This is a genomic window from Tumebacillus algifaecis, from assembly GCF_002243515.1.
GTDB lineage: Bacteria > Bacillota > Bacilli > Tumebacillales > Tumebacillaceae > Tumebacillus_A > Tumebacillus_A algifaecis.
In genome coordinates this window covers 1,674,957-1,690,210 of sequence record NZ_CP022657.1, presented here as the reverse complement: position 1 = coordinate 1,690,210, position 15,254 = coordinate 1,674,957, and the positions used below count along the sequence as shown (strand labels likewise).

Here is a 15,254-nt window from a genome sequence, read left to right as displayed (position 1 = left end):
ATTAGAAGCTACTTATATAAAGCTGCGTACGAAAATCCGATCAACACACCAAATCCCACCGTATCGGAGACATGCGACCCAAACAAATTTAACAAGATCAGCAGGGTGATCGTAGCAATCCCCGACACGAGCAAGCCGAGCCCCACCTTTTGCTTGCTTTTCATCCGTCTCAGCCCCTCCTCAAAATCACTTCCACTTTCGTATGCCCACTCGCTTCGACTTTCATCACAAAATAGCAGGACTCGCCATTCAGAACTGATCCTGCCAACACAAAAAGACCCTGCCCCGATCGGGACAAGATCTTTCGCTAACTCTCGCCAGACAGACAGTCAGTTCAAGCTACTCCTGCTGCCCTTGCTGCGCTTTTTTCTGCTCATGCAGGCGAATCCGCCGCGCCACCTGCTCATAATACTGATCGGTGTTCTTTTCGCCGTACTCCCACTCCGGATCATCTCGGTAACGCTGTTCCAGCCACGGGTCGGCATACAGATGGTACCCGCGCTCCTCCCAGAAGCCCGGTACGTCATCGGCCACAAACTCAATCCCGCGCACCCATTTCGCGCTCTTCCAGAAATACAAGTGCGGCACGACCAAACGCAACGGCCAGCCGTGGTTGGGCGTCAACACTTCTCCATCATGCGAATGGGCAAACAGCACATCATCGAGCAACAGGTCGGCAAGTGGTAGATTGGTCTTCCAGCCCTCTTCGGCATGGATCACCACAAACTTCGCGTCCGGATGGACCTGGACAAGATTCATCACATCGCGAAACGCCACTCCATCCCACGTGTTATCCAGCCGCGACCAGGTTGTCACACAGTGAATATCTGACGTCGAACGGTAAGCAGGAAGCGCATTAAACTCTTCCCACGTCAGCACCCTTTCCTGATCCACAAGGCCAAAAATGCGAAATTCCCACGTATCCAAGTCGATTCGCGGCACCGTGCCCGCATGCAGTACCGGCCACTTTTCGGTCAAATACTGCCCTGGCGGCACTCGATCTTTGTTATCATTCGAATTCACCCTGTTTCACTCCTATTCGCACAGCTCTCCGTTTACCATCCAGCGCCAAGTCCCCATCGCCTTCAAACTGCTGCCGATACAAGCTGGCATACAAACCATTTTGCGCCAAGAGCTCCTCATGATACCCTGCTTCCACCAAACGCCCCTCTTCCAGCACCAGAATCTGATCTGCCGCTAGAATCGTGGACAGGCGGTGTGCGATCACCAGCGATGTCCGCGACCTTTGGCTCATCAACTCATCGAGCGCCATCTGAATCCCATGTTCCGAATGGGAATCGAGCGCCGACGTCGCTTCATCGAGAATCAAAATTTTCGGCCCTTTCAAAAGCACACGCGCGATGGCCATCCGCTGTTTCTCGCCGCCAGACAGCTTGTGCCCGCGCTCGCCGACCACCGTGTCATACCCTTCTGGCAACGACTGGATCAGCTCATGAATGTGTGCAGCTTTGGCGGCTGCGATCACTTCCTCATCGCTCGCATCCGGCTTGCCATAGCGGAGGTTGTCCCGAATCGAGGCATGGAACAAGAACGTCTCCTGTGTCACCATACCGATCTGCTCCCCGATCGACTTCAGCTCCAGGTCACGCAAGTCCTGCCCATCGAGCAGTACGCGGCCCTCTGTCGGATCATACAACCGCGGGATCAGATTGGACACTGTCGTCTTGCCCGACCCACTCGGTCCGACAAGCGCCACCACCTGACCGGGCTCAATCGTGAACGACAGGTCGCGAACCACATCTCGCTCCGCCTGATAGCGGAACGTCACGTGCTGAAAGTCGATGCGCCCCTGCACATCCTGTAGTTTGCGCGCATTTGGCTTTTCCTCAATCTCGAGGGGCAGATCCAAATACTCAAACAGCCGCTCAAACAGCGCGACCGAGCCCAAGATGTTGACCTGAATGTTCGCCAGCGCTGCCACTGGCCCGTACAGGCGATTCAGAAATGCTGTAAAGGCGATCACCGTGCCGAGCGTGATGTTCTCATCGATGACCAAATGCCCGCCATACCAGTAGATGATCGCTGGCCCCGCCGTCGAGATGATCCCGACAAACATAAAGAACCAGCGCCCGATCATGCTCTGCCTGATCTGCAGACGCATCAGTTCGCGATTGATCCCTGCAAATTTGCGAACTTCATCATCTTGCCGCACAAACGATTTGACCAAAAGCGCACCCGACACGGACAACGTCTCCTGCATTAGCGACGAAAGCTCGCTCATGCGCACCTGCGTCTGTTTTTTCGCATCATAGTTCAGTTTCCCCACCTTGCGCGTCGGCAAGATGAACAACGGGAGCAAGAGGATGGAAACCAGCGCCAAACGCCAGTCGAGCAGAAACATCGTGATCAGCGTCGTCACCGAAATCAACACGTTGTTCAGTGATTGGGCGATCGTATCGGTCACCACCTGTTGCAGCCCGTTCACATCGTTGTTGACCCGCGACATGATGTCCCCCGTCTTCGTCGAGGTAAAGAAGCGAATCGACATCCGATGCAGATGACCGTACATCTGGTTGCGTATGTCGAACATCACACCCTGCCCGATCCGCGTGTTGAGGTAGGTCTGCATCACACCGACCAATCCCTGCAAAATCGCTGCCGTCACCATCGAGACGGCCAGCAGGTTGAGCAGCCACAGGTCCCCATCTGGGATCGCCGTATCCACGATCCATTTGATAAACAACGGCTGTAGCAAGGCCAGTCCCGCCGCCACCAAAATGCAGGTGACCACCCAAATCAAAAACTTCCAGTACGGCAGAAAATACCGATAGATTCGCACCAGCGACTCTTTTTTCAACTCCGGTTTCTTGCCGTTTTGTCCCCAATCATAATTTGTATAAAAACGTCCCATGACTAGTACCTCCGTACCACCTAGTATAACAAAATCTTACTAGTAGGTGATAAAGGTACAAATCAAATTCATGCGGTGCGTCTTCATGATCCACACAGATGCGCAGGGAAGAGGCACCGAAACACAGCGTTCCCAAGCCTCATGATCGGTCAGACTGCCTCCTGACGACCAGATCCCATTTTGCAAATGGAGCCTCGCGATTCCGCCGCAGAATCAAAACGCTCCTCCCCTGCGCCTGCTCTTTACGATTCCAAATAATACGGTTTATCCTCTTGTCGCTTCAGCCAATCTGCACGCAACAAGCCCATCATCACCTGATCTCGATGTCCGTTCATCGTCCACATCGCCTCGCGACGCACGCCTTCCACAGCAAATCCGCACTTCTCATAGCAGCGAATCGCCCGCTTGTTATCAACGAACGTGTCCATCGAAATTCGATGGGCCGCATAGCGGGTGAACAGCATCCGCACAAACTGCTCGAGGGCATCCGTTCCATAACCACGGCCCCAAAAATCGCGATCGCCAATCAACATCCCGATCGTCACATTCCGATTGATGCGGTTATAATCCCGAAACGAGATCTGCCCGATGACGACAGGCTCCCCGTTCTTAATGGCCTCGATCACAAACACACGCCCTGAATCACCCGACGTTTGAGCTTTGACCATCTCCTCAATCTGTCCGCGCGTATGCATCGCCTCGGCAAATCCACCAGAAGCCCAAAACATCACTTCCTCATCCATCCGAAAGCGATACAACGTATCCACATCCTGCATTTCCACAGGTCGCAAGGTCACCATTTGGCACATCCCCCTTTCAAAATAACCTTTATATGGTATCCAACCTCCCCACGCCTTGTCAAACGAAAGGCCAGTGCGTGCAAGCACCAGCCCCAACGAACACATCCGAGTTCCCCCATTCCTTCCGACAAAGCTCCGATCGAACGACTCGCCATCTGCCTTCAAGCGACCGCTTCCGATCTGCAGGACCGTCTTACAACTTGCCAAGCGCCTGCTCCAAATCAGCAATCACATCCTGAGCATCCTCCAATCCTACCGACAGCCGAATCAAACCATCGGCAATCCCCATCTCCTGCTGTCGTACTTCTGCTGGAATCACCGCATGCGTCATCGAGGCCGGGTGGGAGATGAGCGTCGTCGTCTCACCCAAGCTCACCGCCAACTTCGCCACTCGCACCGCATTCATCACCGTACCCCCTGCCTCCAGCGACTCGACTTCAAACGAGATCATCCCGCCCGGCCCCTTCATCTGCTTGGCGGCCAACTCTTGCTGTGGAAAATCGTCCAGCCCAGGAAAAAGCACCTTGTTCACCTTCGGATGTTGTTGCAAAAACAGCGCCACCCGCTCCGCATTGGCACAATGGCGCTCCATCCGAAGCGGCAGTGTCTTCAACCCCCGCAAGATCAACCACGCATCCATCGGTGACATCACCGCTCCCAGATCTTTGAGCGTAGACATCCGCATTTCCTCCATAAAATCCGTTCGCCCCACCGCCACTCCGCCCAGCAAATCACCATGACCACCCAGATACTTCGTCGCCGAATGCACGACCACATCACACCCGAGCTCCAATGGCCTTTGCAAATACGGGGTTAGAAACGTATTGTCCACTACCACCTGTGCGCCATACTCATGCGCCACTCGCGACACCATCTCCAAATCGACCAACTTCATCGTCGGATTGATTGGCGACTCTACAAACACCACCTTGGTCTGTGGTCGCATCGCGCGGCGTAGTGCGGCCTCATCCACCATCTCCGCCAGCGAAAAATCAACCTGAAACTTCCGTTTCAACAGCGTCAAGAAACCGAACGTACACCCATACAATCCATCCGAACACAGCACATGATCGCCCGACTCCACCATCGCCAGCACCACCGCCGAAATCGCGCCCATCCCCGATCCAAAGGCCACTCCGGCCTCGCCGCCCTCAAGCTCAGCAACCGTCCGTTCCAACGCCTCCACCGTCGGGTTGCCCAAGCGCGAATAGATCATCCCGTTCTCTGTTCCCGCAAATCTCGCCCCGCCCGCTTCGGCCGAGGGAAACACAAACGTCGAGCTCATGTAGATCGGCGGCACCAACGATCCAAAAGCGTCCACCTGTTCACCGTTTGGCTGAATGCAACGCGTCGAAAACCCTTTTTCGTCCTTCTTCACATTCATCGCCCCCTTTCTGGCAGTCTATGAACAAGCGGGCACACTGGTACGTCCATGCTGAAAATGACAAAAAGTCCCCTTCGCGCTCAGGCGAAAGGAACTTTTTTCGACTCGATCAATCTTTTCAATTTCCACAGCGATCTCCGTGTCACGAGGTACATCGCAGGCTGCATCAACCACGGATCGAACAAAAATCGCCACGGCTGCTTCAATTCAAACCGAAACGCCGTCCGCACCACCGTGTTCGCTCCGTCGCGCAGATACGTCCACGACCCGGCACCCGATGCGACCGGCACGCCATGCGTTTTGACCAATCTGACCACCGTCTGCCGATAAGGAGTCACCGTCAAATATTCCATCTCAAACGAATAAGGCCACATCAAACGTCCTGTCGTCACAAACGCAGCGCCCTTCATCGGATAGCCTTCCTTGGTGAAGCGCCCGCCCGTGATGCGAAAATCCCATTCCCCGCGCCGCGATGGGTTCTGCATCACGTTCCATACTGCTTCCACAGGAGCTGCGATCACCACTTCACAGGTGACTCGCGCCATCGCTGTATCGACTCCCCAGTCTGTGTTCTAGCTCCGCACGCAGCTTGTCCTCATCCCGCACATTCGTAAGAGCCAAAAAGCGCGGCCCCCCTTCCCCCTGTGCCAACTCAAGCCCGGCTGCCAAACGTTTCTCCTTCGGGTGATACTTGACTCGCAGCCCTTCCCACGGATAGACGATCGGTGCCAACAGCCTGCGCTCGACCACCAAACCTTCGTCCGTCACCCGGAGCCCTTTTTGCAAAAAATGCCGCATAAAAACCAGTACGAGCAACAGCAGGTACAACAACACCAGAATCACAGCTTCCTTCCACGTCTCCTGAACGAAGATCATATACAGCGCCGGAAGGGTCAGCACAATGAGCAGCCACCCCATCTTATTCTCATAGCGATACAACATATCTCCCATGCCTCCTCACAGAAAAACCGCCCCGAAACCGGTGCGGCCTTCCTCCATGTTCTATGTAAGCAACGATAGGTGCAGCGAAATTAGTCGCGCGCCGGATGATCCACTTCCAGATCACCGTTGCACTCCACCTGGCAGCCCAAACGATGACCATCATCGATGCGGAACAGCAAGAAGTCGATCTCTTCTTCTGTCGGGTCGTTCAGATGTTCTTCGCCTTTCAAGATTTTCACAGAGCACTGACCGCATTCTGCGTTCATGCAACCCCACTCCATCTCGATGTGACGCTTCTTGCACTCTTCCAGCAAGTTCGCGCCTTTCGCAACTTCCATCGTAACCGTTTCGTTCGTCTCTTCCAAATGAATGGTAACCTTCACCGTATCTGCCATGGTATCGGACCTCTTTTCTCTCTGGTTTCAAGCTTACATCCTTCAGTGTACCAGTAATAAAGCGATTGTGCCACTCTACTCGGATGAATCGTCATTTCCCAATTGAAAAAAGAGGAGCGAGCAAGCGCTCCCTCCCTACCCACTCACCTTCGAGTCACTGCTCACAGGCTAGTCCCTGCCGACCGCTGCTGTATTGACCCCGAACCTAGTGGTCAGCCTAATGTTTGACTTTTGCCATCGAGGGTGGTCGGCCGTGCAGTCACCCGCACCACCGACCGCACAAACGGAACGCCGTCTCTGCCACTAGTCCAAAATGTAGACGTCCATCGCCCTTCGCCCAAACAACCGAGCGGAGTAATTGTCAGGATGGAACAGATCGACGCGCGCGTTCTTAATATCGCCGCCCGTATCTCCGGCGATCCCATACCCATAACCTGGAATGTACAGATGGGAGCCGAGCGCAATCTGCTGTGGATCGACGGCGACCATCCCGACGCGCGGTTGGATGCCCGTATAGGTCAGATTGCCCGAGTACGTATAGGCGGTGGCTTCTGTCGCTTTCTTGGTGTGATAGTTCAAGCCCATCCCGCTGCGAGAAGCGATGTTGTACACCGCCGGCGGTTTCGGCCGCTCGACGATCGCGTGATAGAGGAACGTCGCCACTTCCTCCCGGGTCGCGAGCCGCTTTGGAGCCACTTGTCCGCCCGAGCCGTGGATGATGCCCGCATTGGTCGCATACGCGATCGCTTTAACCGACCAAGACGAGATGTTGCCACGGTCACTGTACCCCGCAATCGCGCGGGAGTAGTCAGTGTAGCTCATGCGCCGCGAAGTCTCCGATTCCTTGCCGAGCGCATTTACTGTCATTTTGATCATTTCTTCCCGACTTAACGATTTGTTCGGTTGGAACACGCCGTCGGCCGTTCCACTCGTGACGCCCAGCCGATAGGATAGCTCCGCGTAGGTGGTATACCATTCTCCCCGCGGGACGTCGCGAAACACTCCTTTATAGGGGTCTGCCAGCGGCAGTTTCTTCGCATTGATCAGCATCGCCACAAACTCCGCCCGCGTGACCTGCTGTTTCGGGCGGAAAGTTCCGTCCGCAAATCCTTGAATGATGTGGTTGCTGTACATCGAGATGATTTCGTTCTTTGCATACGACCCGTCAATATCAGAGAATGGAGTTCCATTTGCCGCCTCTGCGGTCTGTGGCGTGGCCAGATAAGCGAAAGCCGCCAGTGCCAACAAAGGCAATGCTTTGATGATTTTCTTCATAATCTCCTCCTGTTTGTCACTTCCTTGCCCCCATGCATACGTACAAATTTCGAATCGAGTCCGACTTTTCTGTCCCTACTTTCGACCTACACCAACACAGCCCCTGCCCGTAAGCCCCGTCCTCTTTTTGGAAAGGCTCCTTTTCGTGTATAATAGGAGGTGAGTACATAATGAAAGGTAGTGACTACATAATGAAAAAAGCAATCATCGAACTGGAACGTGGCGGCGTCATGGAATTTGAAATGTTTGACGAGCACGCACCGGGTACTGTAGCCAACTTCGAAAAGCTGGCAAACGAAGGCTACTATGACGGCCTGAAATTCCACCGTGTCATCCCGGGCTTCGTCGCGCAAGGCGGCTGCCCGCAAGGCACTGGTACTGGCGGCCCTGGCTACACCATCAAATGCGAAGTCGAAGGCAACCCGCACCAACATAAAAAAGGCGCCCTGTCCATGGCGCACGCTGGCCGCAACACCGGCGGTTCGCAGTTCTTCATCGTGCATGACCGCAAGACCACCGCACATCTCGACGGCAACCACACCGTATTTGGGCAAATCCTGTCCGGCGAAGAGCTGATCGACGGGATCGCACAAGGCGATAAAATGAAGAGCGTGAAGATTGTAGAAGCGTAAGGAAAAGAAAAAGGAGCCGCCCCTGTGGGGAGTCGGCTCCTTTTATTTCCGTCTGTTCATGAGTAACCATAAAATAGTCTGTCAAAGCAACCGCCGTCAGTTTATTTCGTGCTTTCAGGTCAATGTCAACCTTACGATTACCAACACGACGAAACAATTCCTTGCAGAGTTCTGGTGCCACGCTGATCACATCTTTCGTAAAGTAAAAAAAACCGAGCTTCCCTAAAGAGCCCGGCAATTGCTCGATCTCTTACAGTCCCCTCAAAGTCTGAGCAATTTCCACTGTGTCCTTACCTGCAAATTTGCGCTGTAACCAGAACAGGTCCATCTGTTTTGCAAAACGCTCCGGATCAATCGTGACAACACCTTTGTTTGATACATCATCGATCCGAATCTTACCTTGAACGCTTCCAACGATCGTATAGGGATCACCAGGCGCACTCTCTTTTAGAAATACGAGATAGGTGTTCCCTTTTTTCATGACGGGTGAACCTTCGATTGTACTTTCCACAAATGGCTCCGATTTTAGAGGTTTACCATCGCTTCTCATTTCGTTTCCCTTTGACTTCGACATGTCCACCACACCGCCGGTTTCTGATATCTTCACAGTCTTGAGGCTCTTGTCCCCTTTAAAAATTTGCTTGATAACAGCGTTAGAGCATGTCAATACAGAAGGTGGATTCTCCGAGGTATAGATCGTCTCCTGATTTTGCACCTTGATTTCAGCAACAATGACCGCTCTGTTATACATGCTCTCTAGAGTGTCATATGTTTGCATACTTGCGTTGCCTACAGTAATCGGATATTCTGACTCCTTTACAAACTCAAAGTCAACAGTAGTCGGACGTACTATTTCTTTTATTTTGACTGTAAAACCTTGATCTTGTCCGAGTAAAAAAACAGCAATCCCAACAGTCCCAGCAAATACAGCAGCAATCGTGATTGCTTTCAATTTTTTCATTTCTTACCCTCTTGAAGATGACGCAATTCGATCGTCTTTCTTTTATACCCAAGCAAAAACTGCTTCATCGCTTCAAACATGCGCATACCCTTTCTTTTACAATACTGATAGATTGCTAGAACTATTATAACGTGTTTTCGAAAGTATGATTACAAAAAAACCCACCTTACGACACGGCGGGCCATAAAAACCAGGTATAGTAGAGCAGCATATTTTCCGACTCCTTTGTTCCCTTGATAAAATAGCGCAAATAGAGCTTGCGATCTCGAAATTGCCCGACCTCAAATAACTTTTTCCCATTGCCAATACCTTCTGGATCAGCAAAATTGATAAAAGTTAAGATCACTTCCTGTTCACTGACCTCGTCATACGTAATGTCAGTCTCGCTATTGCGAAGATCTTTAAAAGTCAACTTGACTCGCAAAATCCCGTCGCCGTCGTCAAAAACAAACACAACAGATTCATCCTGCAACACATGCACCGACCCGTTCCCGATCACTTCCAAGCCGTCAATCGTTACAATCATGCAGCGTTCTCCTTTCAACCACTCTAGTAATCTAGTACATTCTACGCCCCCCTCCCCTACAATATGCCAGATGAAAATTGCCCTTTGCATCACTCTCCTATAGAATAAGAGATAACAAGACTCAAATCGTAATCATTCCTGTTGTAAAGGAGCATAACCATGACACACTCACCGATTCCCGTTTACATACTGACAGGCTACCTCGGCGCAGGAAAAACTACCCTGTTGAAAACCCTGCTCCGCCACGTGAAAGCGCAAGGCCGCACACCTGCTGTGCTGATGAATGAGTTTGGTTCAGAAAGCGTCGATACCCTGTTGCTTCAGAACACAGCAGTGCCCGTCATGGACCTGCTGGAAGGGTGCGTCTGCTGTACCCTGCGCGGTAGCCTCAGCGTGACGCTGGTGCAAATGGTCGAGCAATACAAGCCCGATGTGATCTTCTTGGAGACCACAGGGGTCGCCTCTCCGGTCGATCTCGTCGAAGCGCTTGTCGAGCCTGAGCTGGCAGACAAAATGCAACTGGCGGGCATCTATACCCTTGTCAGCGCCAAACGCTTCCCGCTCGACCTATCGCCGGAAACACTCGATGCCAACGAACGGACGATGGTCCAGCAAGTGCAGTATGCAGACATGATTCTGGTCTCCAAAACAGACCTGGTGAAACCCGAACGCTGGGAGGCCTTGCAAAACGTATTGCAAGAGCTCAATCGGAACGCGCCCCTGCATCGAGTGATCAAAGGCGAGGTGGATGCTTCCACGCTGTTCGCAGTACGAACCACGCCGAAAGCGAAACCTGTGAGGCAACCAAAAGGCTTCACCCGCCGCAACGTGGGGCAAGTCAAGCCGACGTTGCGAGAACGAACGAGTTTTGGCAACTTGCAGACGATGACGTATGAGTTCCAAGGAGCGGTGGATAAAGAGAAGTTTTTCGACTTCCTGCGCTCCTTGCCAGAGACGATCTTGCGCGCCAAAGGGTTTTATAAGGATGCCGAATATGGAATGCTGCATGAGTTCCATTACGAACCAGGAGCGCCGATGTCTGCGATTGTAGATGTCGATGGGAATGGCCGGGCGTTTGCGGTGTTTATCGGGCATGATTTAGATAAGGCCGATCTACCGCAAAGGATTCAAGCGTGCGAGAGATAATTGAAAGAAATTATTATGCTTACTATTGTTCGAGACCTTGATCTGCTCAGAATCAGATACGTGCTAAAGAGCCCCGATCATCAATGTGGTGATCGGGGCTCTTTATTATGTTTGTGTCGATTTTCCTATCGGTGTATGAATGGTTACTGAAAAGGCGAGATCGGTTCTGTGAAGGGTATCCTCTCTTTCAGCAAAGGCGACGATTACAACAAAGTCCCTTTACTCCACTTGCTACTAGGTGAGATAAGGAAAAAGCTTTCGGCGAACATTCGACGAGAGCTTTTTCCTTATTTCAACTGTTCGCCCGTTTCAGGGTTCAGATAAGTCACGTGTCCATTCCCAAACTCTACGTACCAAATCGGCTGATTCTTGCCCTTGCCTTCCACACGATCGTTCGGAGCAAGGAACAAATCGACGATCTCCCCCTGATCCTTAACCATTTCACGTATCCGCGACTCGGTTAGGAAGGTTTCTATATAAGTTTCACTGACCACTCGAATTCCCGTAGAGGTGTTGCCACTTAACCAGATGATTTTTTCCCTGCCGTCTGTGTCCACCCCACGTACCATTAGGTATTGTGGTCCATATTTCTGAAAGCGCGTATATACAATTTGCGTTTCCTCGACATCGGACATTAACTTTTCGTCGATGGCAAACTTTCGCCCTTCTTCAGCTAAGGGAACGACAGGCCCGGTCACCTGTTTTTGTTGTTGCGGCACATCCTCTTTGGATATTTCACACCCATTCACAAACCATGGAAGCAACAGCAAAGAAAGAAACAGCCAGAATTTGCGTTTCATGATAAAACAACACTCCAGTTGGTTGTTTTTACTAAATATTTCATTAAGGTAGCGGATGAAATAGAAAGAGTCGTGGAAGTCTTCACAACTCTTTCTATTTCAAAATCGACACACCCAAGGGACCCGGTCCAGGTGTTTCGGACGCAGCATGAACGGTTACATGATCGCCAGAGAAACACAAAAAACCTGATACGAGGAGTACCGTTAAAAGTAACTTTTTCATCCAATCAGTTCACCTTTCGGATTCAATTTTTTTAAGAGTCGGTTCCGTTCACGCTCAAGTTTCAACGCTTGCTCAAAATTACCCAGCTTTTCATATGCATCAACGGCAACTTCCAAAGAGTCAACTTGAGAGGCAACTAGTCCCATTTTAGCAAATAAATCTGCTGACTTTAACACTTCTTCTAGACACTTTCCAAATTCCTCATTACGCAAATGATACTTTGATTTTACTCGAAATAGCACAGCGCTCTCGACCTTATTTTGCAAGCAATGTTCCTCAATTAGCCTTTCTGCGGCAACGATTTTCTCGAGGGCAATTTTCGGATCATTTTCCATTTGAACTTCTGCAAGTTTTGCCAGCACCAAGATATAATTTAAATAGTCCGCATCATTTAGATAAAATTCTGCACACTCTTCTAGAGCTGATATTGCTCCATGCATGTCCTCATTCATTTTCAGTAATACCGCAACGCTATGCTGTACCTTTACTGCCCAAGCCACCAAGTTTAAGCCCTTGTATAACACATAGGCCTCTTCATAGGATTCAGCCGATCGTTTTAAATCATATGAGTTGTAAAAAGCTCGGCCTTGAGTGAAAAGCGTGTCAGCCTGCTTACGAATATCCATTACATTACGAAAATACGAATATGCCCTTTCTAAAAATAGTAGTGCTTTTTGTCCATGACCCATTTGACGCAAGGTATTACCAACATTGTATGAAATATATGCCGCAAGTTGATCGAAAGTGCCGAATCGTCCAATGAGATCGTAAGCCTTCTGATAATTATAATAGGCGGGAGTAAACTCAAGCTTGTGATAGTATGCGTTCCCCATTTTGTTTCGAATTTTCGCCAAGATATAGGCATCATCAAAATTGTTATTCTCCATCTGAGTAACTAATGGTGTTAGAAATTCTAAAGATTGATCATATTTGCCCTGTTGAATCATACACTCTGCGTGATCGATTGTTAGATCAATGATGTCAGCTTGCGATAAATCATTCCTTCTTCGCAGTTCAACCAAAAGTAGTTCAGCTTGTTCTGATTGATTAGTTTGCAAATAAATTTTCACGAGCTTTTGTTGATTTATCGCTTCCATTTGCTCCACTTCGCTTCTTACAAGCACGTGTAAAGGAATTTGAAGCTTTTTGGCAATATGCTGTAACAGTTCTATAGATGCTGTATTTCGATCTCGTTCGATCTGACTGATCATCGATACCGTTACAAAGCCATCTGCAATCTCAGCTTGACTCATTCCTCTTTCCAAACGAAGTCTCCTGATTTTTTCTCCTAATGTCTCTACCGTACTTCCCATCTACAAACCTCCTCTGCAATATACCTAAGATAACATACTGATTTGTTTTTTCAAAGTTTATATTGTGTATATATTTTTATTTCTTAGGAGCCGCGCATTGCGGTACATCAACAGCATTGCATTTATCTAATATTTATTTTCCAAATCATTCGAAACAGGGACCCCATTAAAGATGCAATTAATTGGGGTGAAAGGAAAAAGCATCTTTTCGAGTGATAAATCACTTTTCAAGATGCTTTGCTGAAATGTAATGGACGTGGTCGCAAGTAGACCATCACGAAATTAGAATTATGGATAAACTATCCTTTTGTCCGCGAGGCATTATTCTGACCGAATTGATCGCTATCACAAGAAACGCTCGCATTTTGGAGTTGCTCATAATTTTTGACACACCCTCAAATTGAGACCCTACTCTAACACTTATTCCTATCTCAATCGCTCATCCCTAAGATATATTCCCTTTAGATCAGTAAGATTTAGCCACGGACGTTTTCGATGCAACATTCGATGACAATTCGAACATACCAAAGCTAAATCTTCAAGTCTGGTTTTTGAATTCTCATCGTATTTAGAAACTGGAACAGTATGATGGCACTCGATATACCCCTCACCTAGCGGGCCATAAGCCTTCGCAAAGTCAAATTCACAAATTGCACAAAATAGACGCCCTTCATCTTTCGCCCTCTTTTTGGCTAGCTCTATTAGTCTGCCATTCCGTTCGCGAGATTTATGTAATCGATACAACACTCTTCCCTCTGGAAACTCTGTCTCTTCATCATCCCCCGCATCCGAAGATAGCTCTAAATCAGCCCCTTCTTTGATTCGCTGTGCCACACATTGTAAATACTCAAGATCTCCCGCAAACTCATCCCAAATTGTTTTGTCCATCCTCGCTCCTCGCATAAGACCCACTCCATGATAAGTTGGGTCATACTGTGCAAAGTTCCATAGCTTTTTCAATACTGAGGAAGGATTACGAAACGTTGCTGATCGTTCTTTATGGATGGGTAGATTATTAAGTAATTGGCTCAATTCAACCACTAAAGGGTCACTCTGTTTTAAAAATTTGGGATGTCTGCGAAAATACAAATCCAATGCAAGTATTACCTCGTCCCTTTGCCACGGTGGATTTCGTTTTGATTTGTTCTCAACCACCATAGTACGACTCCTCTCTGAGTAAAATAATCAAACAATATCACCAAAAAACTGTACTTGAAGCATACGTATATAAAATAGTTCCACATTTATTGAGGATAAACCTCTCTGGATGTATGTGCAATTCATAAAATTACACGATTGGCTTAATGTGTTATTACGGAAAAGGAATTTTCGGTTACTATTGCCCTATTATGTCCGTAAACTGATAGGCTTTGCTGTCCAAGAGTTGACGGAAATGATGACCGCGTGAGCGGTGCCACCCCTGAAAGGAAAAGTGGGAGAATTAAGTCATTTCTCCCGCGATCACCCGTTTTATCATATGGTCGTCAATGATCCGGTACTTGTTCGCTGCGCCTTTGATCAAACTATACGTCGCCGCTTTGTTCACCAAACGAACCGTACCGCTAGAAAAACGATAAATCTCATCACCACGTATCTATGATTTCGAGAAACGGACCTAAGCTGGGTAACGACCGAATCGTTTTCCCACCGTTTCATTCCAATCGTCTATTTCCGCAAATTTTTTGGCAGTTCGCCAATTTACGTTCATTCGTTATGCAATTTCGGTTATCGTACCCCCTTCGTGTTCGCGCAAAAATTTGATATACTGTCGCTCAGGCACTTTCAACATCCTCTCGATCCTCCCTTGGTCGTCGCAAACCGTAGGGTAAGTTAGTAGATCGATGTTGGCAAGTGCCTTTTTAATACCAGAATGTCGCGTGCAAAGTCTGCACTTTTACGCCGCGACATTCCGCATTTCTATTATGTGATAAATAGACCCTGAAGTTATAAGAAAGGTTCTAGGTCTCATCCTCTTCCAGATGAAG

The 15,254-nt window shown here is 49.5% G+C and carries 16 protein-coding genes; 2 read left to right on the top strand and 14 right to left on the bottom strand.

Annotated elements, in window-relative coordinates; all coding sequences use genetic code 11:
- Nucleotides 1-8: 8 nt before the first annotated feature.
- The 9 genes from CIG75_RS20650 to CIG75_RS07345 form a co-directional block, all read right to left on the bottom strand.
- Nucleotides 9-164 carry a hypothetical protein gene (locus tag CIG75_RS20650; protein WP_157729438.1) on the bottom strand — a complete coding sequence of 52 codons (156 nt, stop codon included), beginning with the start codon at nt 162-164 and terminating at the stop codon, nt 9-11.
- A 175-nt stretch (nt 165-339) separates the two neighbouring features.
- Nucleotides 340-1,023 (bottom strand): sulfite oxidase-like oxidoreductase, encoded by a 684-nt coding sequence (locus CIG75_RS07380; protein WP_094236067.1) that lies wholly within the window; start codon nt 1,021-1,023, stop codon nt 340-342.
- Entirely contained in the window at nt 1,010-2,872 is a 1,863-nt protein-coding gene (locus tag CIG75_RS07375; RefSeq protein ID WP_094236066.1) for an ABC transporter ATP-binding protein, read from the bottom strand. The genes CIG75_RS07380 and CIG75_RS07375 overlap by 14 nt, the downstream gene beginning before the upstream one ends.
- Before the next feature lie 242 nt (nt 2,873-3,114).
- Nucleotides 3,115-3,672, bottom strand: coding sequence for a GNAT family N-acetyltransferase (locus CIG75_RS07370; protein WP_157729437.1), 558 nt, complete (start codon nt 3,670-3,672; stop codon nt 3,115-3,117).
- Between the two features lie 193 nt (nt 3,673-3,865).
- Nucleotides 3,866-5,056: a methionine gamma-lyase gene (gene megL / locus CIG75_RS07365; RefSeq protein ID WP_094236064.1), complete on the bottom strand. Its 1,191-nt coding sequence runs from the start codon at nt 5,054-5,056 to the stop codon at nt 3,866-3,868.
- Nucleotides 5,057-5,136: 80 nt separating this feature from the next.
- Nucleotides 5,137-5,601 (bottom strand): SRPBCC family protein, encoded by a 465-nt coding sequence (locus CIG75_RS07360; RefSeq protein ID WP_094236063.1) that lies wholly within the window; start codon nt 5,599-5,601, stop codon nt 5,137-5,139.
- Entirely contained in the window at nt 5,582-5,998 is a 417-nt protein-coding gene (locus tag CIG75_RS07355) for a hypothetical protein (protein ID WP_094236062.1), read from the bottom strand. The genes CIG75_RS07360 and CIG75_RS07355 overlap by 20 nt, the downstream gene beginning before the upstream one ends.
- Before the next feature lie 89 nt (nt 5,999-6,087).
- The gene (locus CIG75_RS07350) at nt 6,088-6,393 is read right to left on the bottom strand and encodes a 2Fe-2S iron-sulfur cluster-binding protein (RefSeq protein ID WP_094236061.1); all 306 of its coding nucleotides are present in this window, start codon (nt 6,391-6,393) and stop codon (nt 6,088-6,090) included.
- A gap of 303 nt (nt 6,394-6,696) precedes the next feature.
- On the bottom strand, nt 6,697-7,668 hold the full coding sequence (locus CIG75_RS07345) for an S-layer homology domain-containing protein (protein ID WP_094236060.1): 972 nt from the start codon (nt 7,666-7,668) through the stop codon (nt 6,697-6,699).
- A 191-nt stretch (nt 7,669-7,859) separates the two neighbouring features.
- Between CIG75_RS07345 and CIG75_RS07340 the strand changes: the two genes are divergently transcribed.
- Nucleotides 7,860-8,300 carry a peptidylprolyl isomerase gene (locus tag CIG75_RS07340; protein WP_094238366.1) on the top strand — a complete coding sequence of 147 codons (441 nt, stop codon included), beginning with the start codon at nt 7,860-7,862 and terminating at the stop codon, nt 8,298-8,300.
- Between the two features lie 250 nt (nt 8,301-8,550).
- On the opposite strand, the gene CIG75_RS07335 is transcribed toward CIG75_RS07340, so the two are convergent.
- Entirely contained in the window at nt 8,551-9,261 is a 711-nt protein-coding gene (locus CIG75_RS07335) for a hypothetical protein (protein WP_094236059.1), read from the bottom strand.
- Between the two features lie 166 nt (nt 9,262-9,427).
- Complete coding sequence (locus tag CIG75_RS07330; protein ID WP_094236058.1) at nt 9,428-9,787, bottom strand: DUF6864 domain-containing function; 360 nt, start codon at nt 9,785-9,787, stop codon at nt 9,428-9,430.
- A 159-nt stretch (nt 9,788-9,946) separates the two neighbouring features.
- Here CIG75_RS07330 and CIG75_RS07325 point away from each other — a divergent pair, with 159 nt between their 5' ends.
- Entirely contained in the window at nt 9,947-10,933 is a 987-nt protein-coding gene (locus CIG75_RS07325; RefSeq protein WP_094236057.1) for a CobW family GTP-binding protein, read from the top strand.
- A 287-nt stretch (nt 10,934-11,220) separates the two neighbouring features.
- On the opposite strand, the gene CIG75_RS07320 is transcribed toward CIG75_RS07325, so the two are convergent.
- The 3 genes from CIG75_RS07320 to CIG75_RS07310 form a co-directional block, all read right to left on the bottom strand.
- Nucleotides 11,221-11,733 (bottom strand): hypothetical protein, encoded by a 513-nt coding sequence (locus CIG75_RS07320; protein ID WP_094236056.1) that lies wholly within the window; start codon nt 11,731-11,733, stop codon nt 11,221-11,223.
- A gap of 219 nt (nt 11,734-11,952) precedes the next feature.
- On the bottom strand, nt 11,953-13,269 hold the full coding sequence (locus tag CIG75_RS07315) for a helix-turn-helix domain-containing protein (protein WP_094236055.1): 1,317 nt from the start codon (nt 13,267-13,269) through the stop codon (nt 11,953-11,955).
- Nucleotides 13,270-13,695: 426 nt separating this feature from the next.
- Nucleotides 13,696-14,427 (bottom strand): HNH endonuclease, encoded by a 732-nt coding sequence (locus tag CIG75_RS07310; protein ID WP_094236054.1) that lies wholly within the window; start codon nt 14,425-14,427, stop codon nt 13,696-13,698.
- Between the last annotated feature and the right edge of the window lie 827 nt (nt 14,428-15,254).

Bases quoted from the DNA above. Each gene is read 5' to 3' on its own strand.
- CIG75_RS20650 (WP_157729438.1), bottom strand. From the start codon at position 164: ATGAAAAGCAAGCAAAAGGTGGGGCTCGGCTTGCTCGTGTCGGGGATT.
- CIG75_RS07375 (WP_094236066.1), bottom strand. From the start codon at position 2,872: ATGGGACGTTTTTATACAAATTATGATTGGGGACAAAACGGCAAGAAA.
- CIG75_RS07370 (WP_157729437.1), bottom strand. From the start codon at position 3,672: ATGGTGACCTTGCGACCTGTGGAAATGCAGGATGTGGATACGTTGTAT.
- megL (WP_094236064.1), bottom strand. From the start codon at position 5,056: ATGAATGTGAAGAAGGACGAAAAAGGGTTTTCGACGCGTTGCATTCAG.
- CIG75_RS07360 (WP_094236063.1), bottom strand. From the start codon at position 5,601: ATGGCGCGAGTCACCTGTGAAGTGGTGATCGCAGCTCCTGTGGAAGCA.
- CIG75_RS07355 (WP_094236062.1), bottom strand. From the start codon at position 5,998: ATGTTGTATCGCTATGAGAATAAGATGGGGTGGCTGCTCATTGTGCTG.
- CIG75_RS07350 (WP_094236061.1), bottom strand. From the start codon at position 6,393: ATGGCAGATACGGTGAAGGTTACCATTCATTTGGAAGAGACGAACGAA.
- CIG75_RS07345 (WP_094236060.1), bottom strand. From the start codon at position 7,668: ATGAAGAAAATCATCAAAGCATTGCCTTTGTTGGCACTGGCGGCTTTC.
- CIG75_RS07340 (WP_094238366.1), top strand. From the start codon at position 7,860: ATGAAAAAAGCAATCATCGAACTGGAACGTGGCGGCGTCATGGAATTT.
- CIG75_RS07335 (WP_094236059.1), bottom strand. From the start codon at position 9,261: ATGAAAAAATTGAAAGCAATCACGATTGCTGCTGTATTTGCTGGGACT.
- CIG75_RS07330 (WP_094236058.1), bottom strand. From the start codon at position 9,787: ATGATTGTAACGATTGACGGCTTGGAAGTGATCGGGAACGGGTCGGTG.
- CIG75_RS07325 (WP_094236057.1), top strand. From the start codon at position 9,947: ATGACACACTCACCGATTCCCGTTTACATACTGACAGGCTACCTCGGC.
- CIG75_RS07320 (WP_094236056.1), bottom strand. From the start codon at position 11,733: ATGAAACGCAAATTCTGGCTGTTTCTTTCTTTGCTGTTGCTTCCATGG.
- CIG75_RS07315 (WP_094236055.1), bottom strand. From the start codon at position 13,269: ATGGGAAGTACGGTAGAGACATTAGGAGAAAAAATCAGGAGACTTCGT.
- CIG75_RS07310 (WP_094236054.1), bottom strand. From the start codon at position 14,427: ATGGTGGTTGAGAACAAATCAAAACGAAATCCACCGTGGCAAAGGGAC.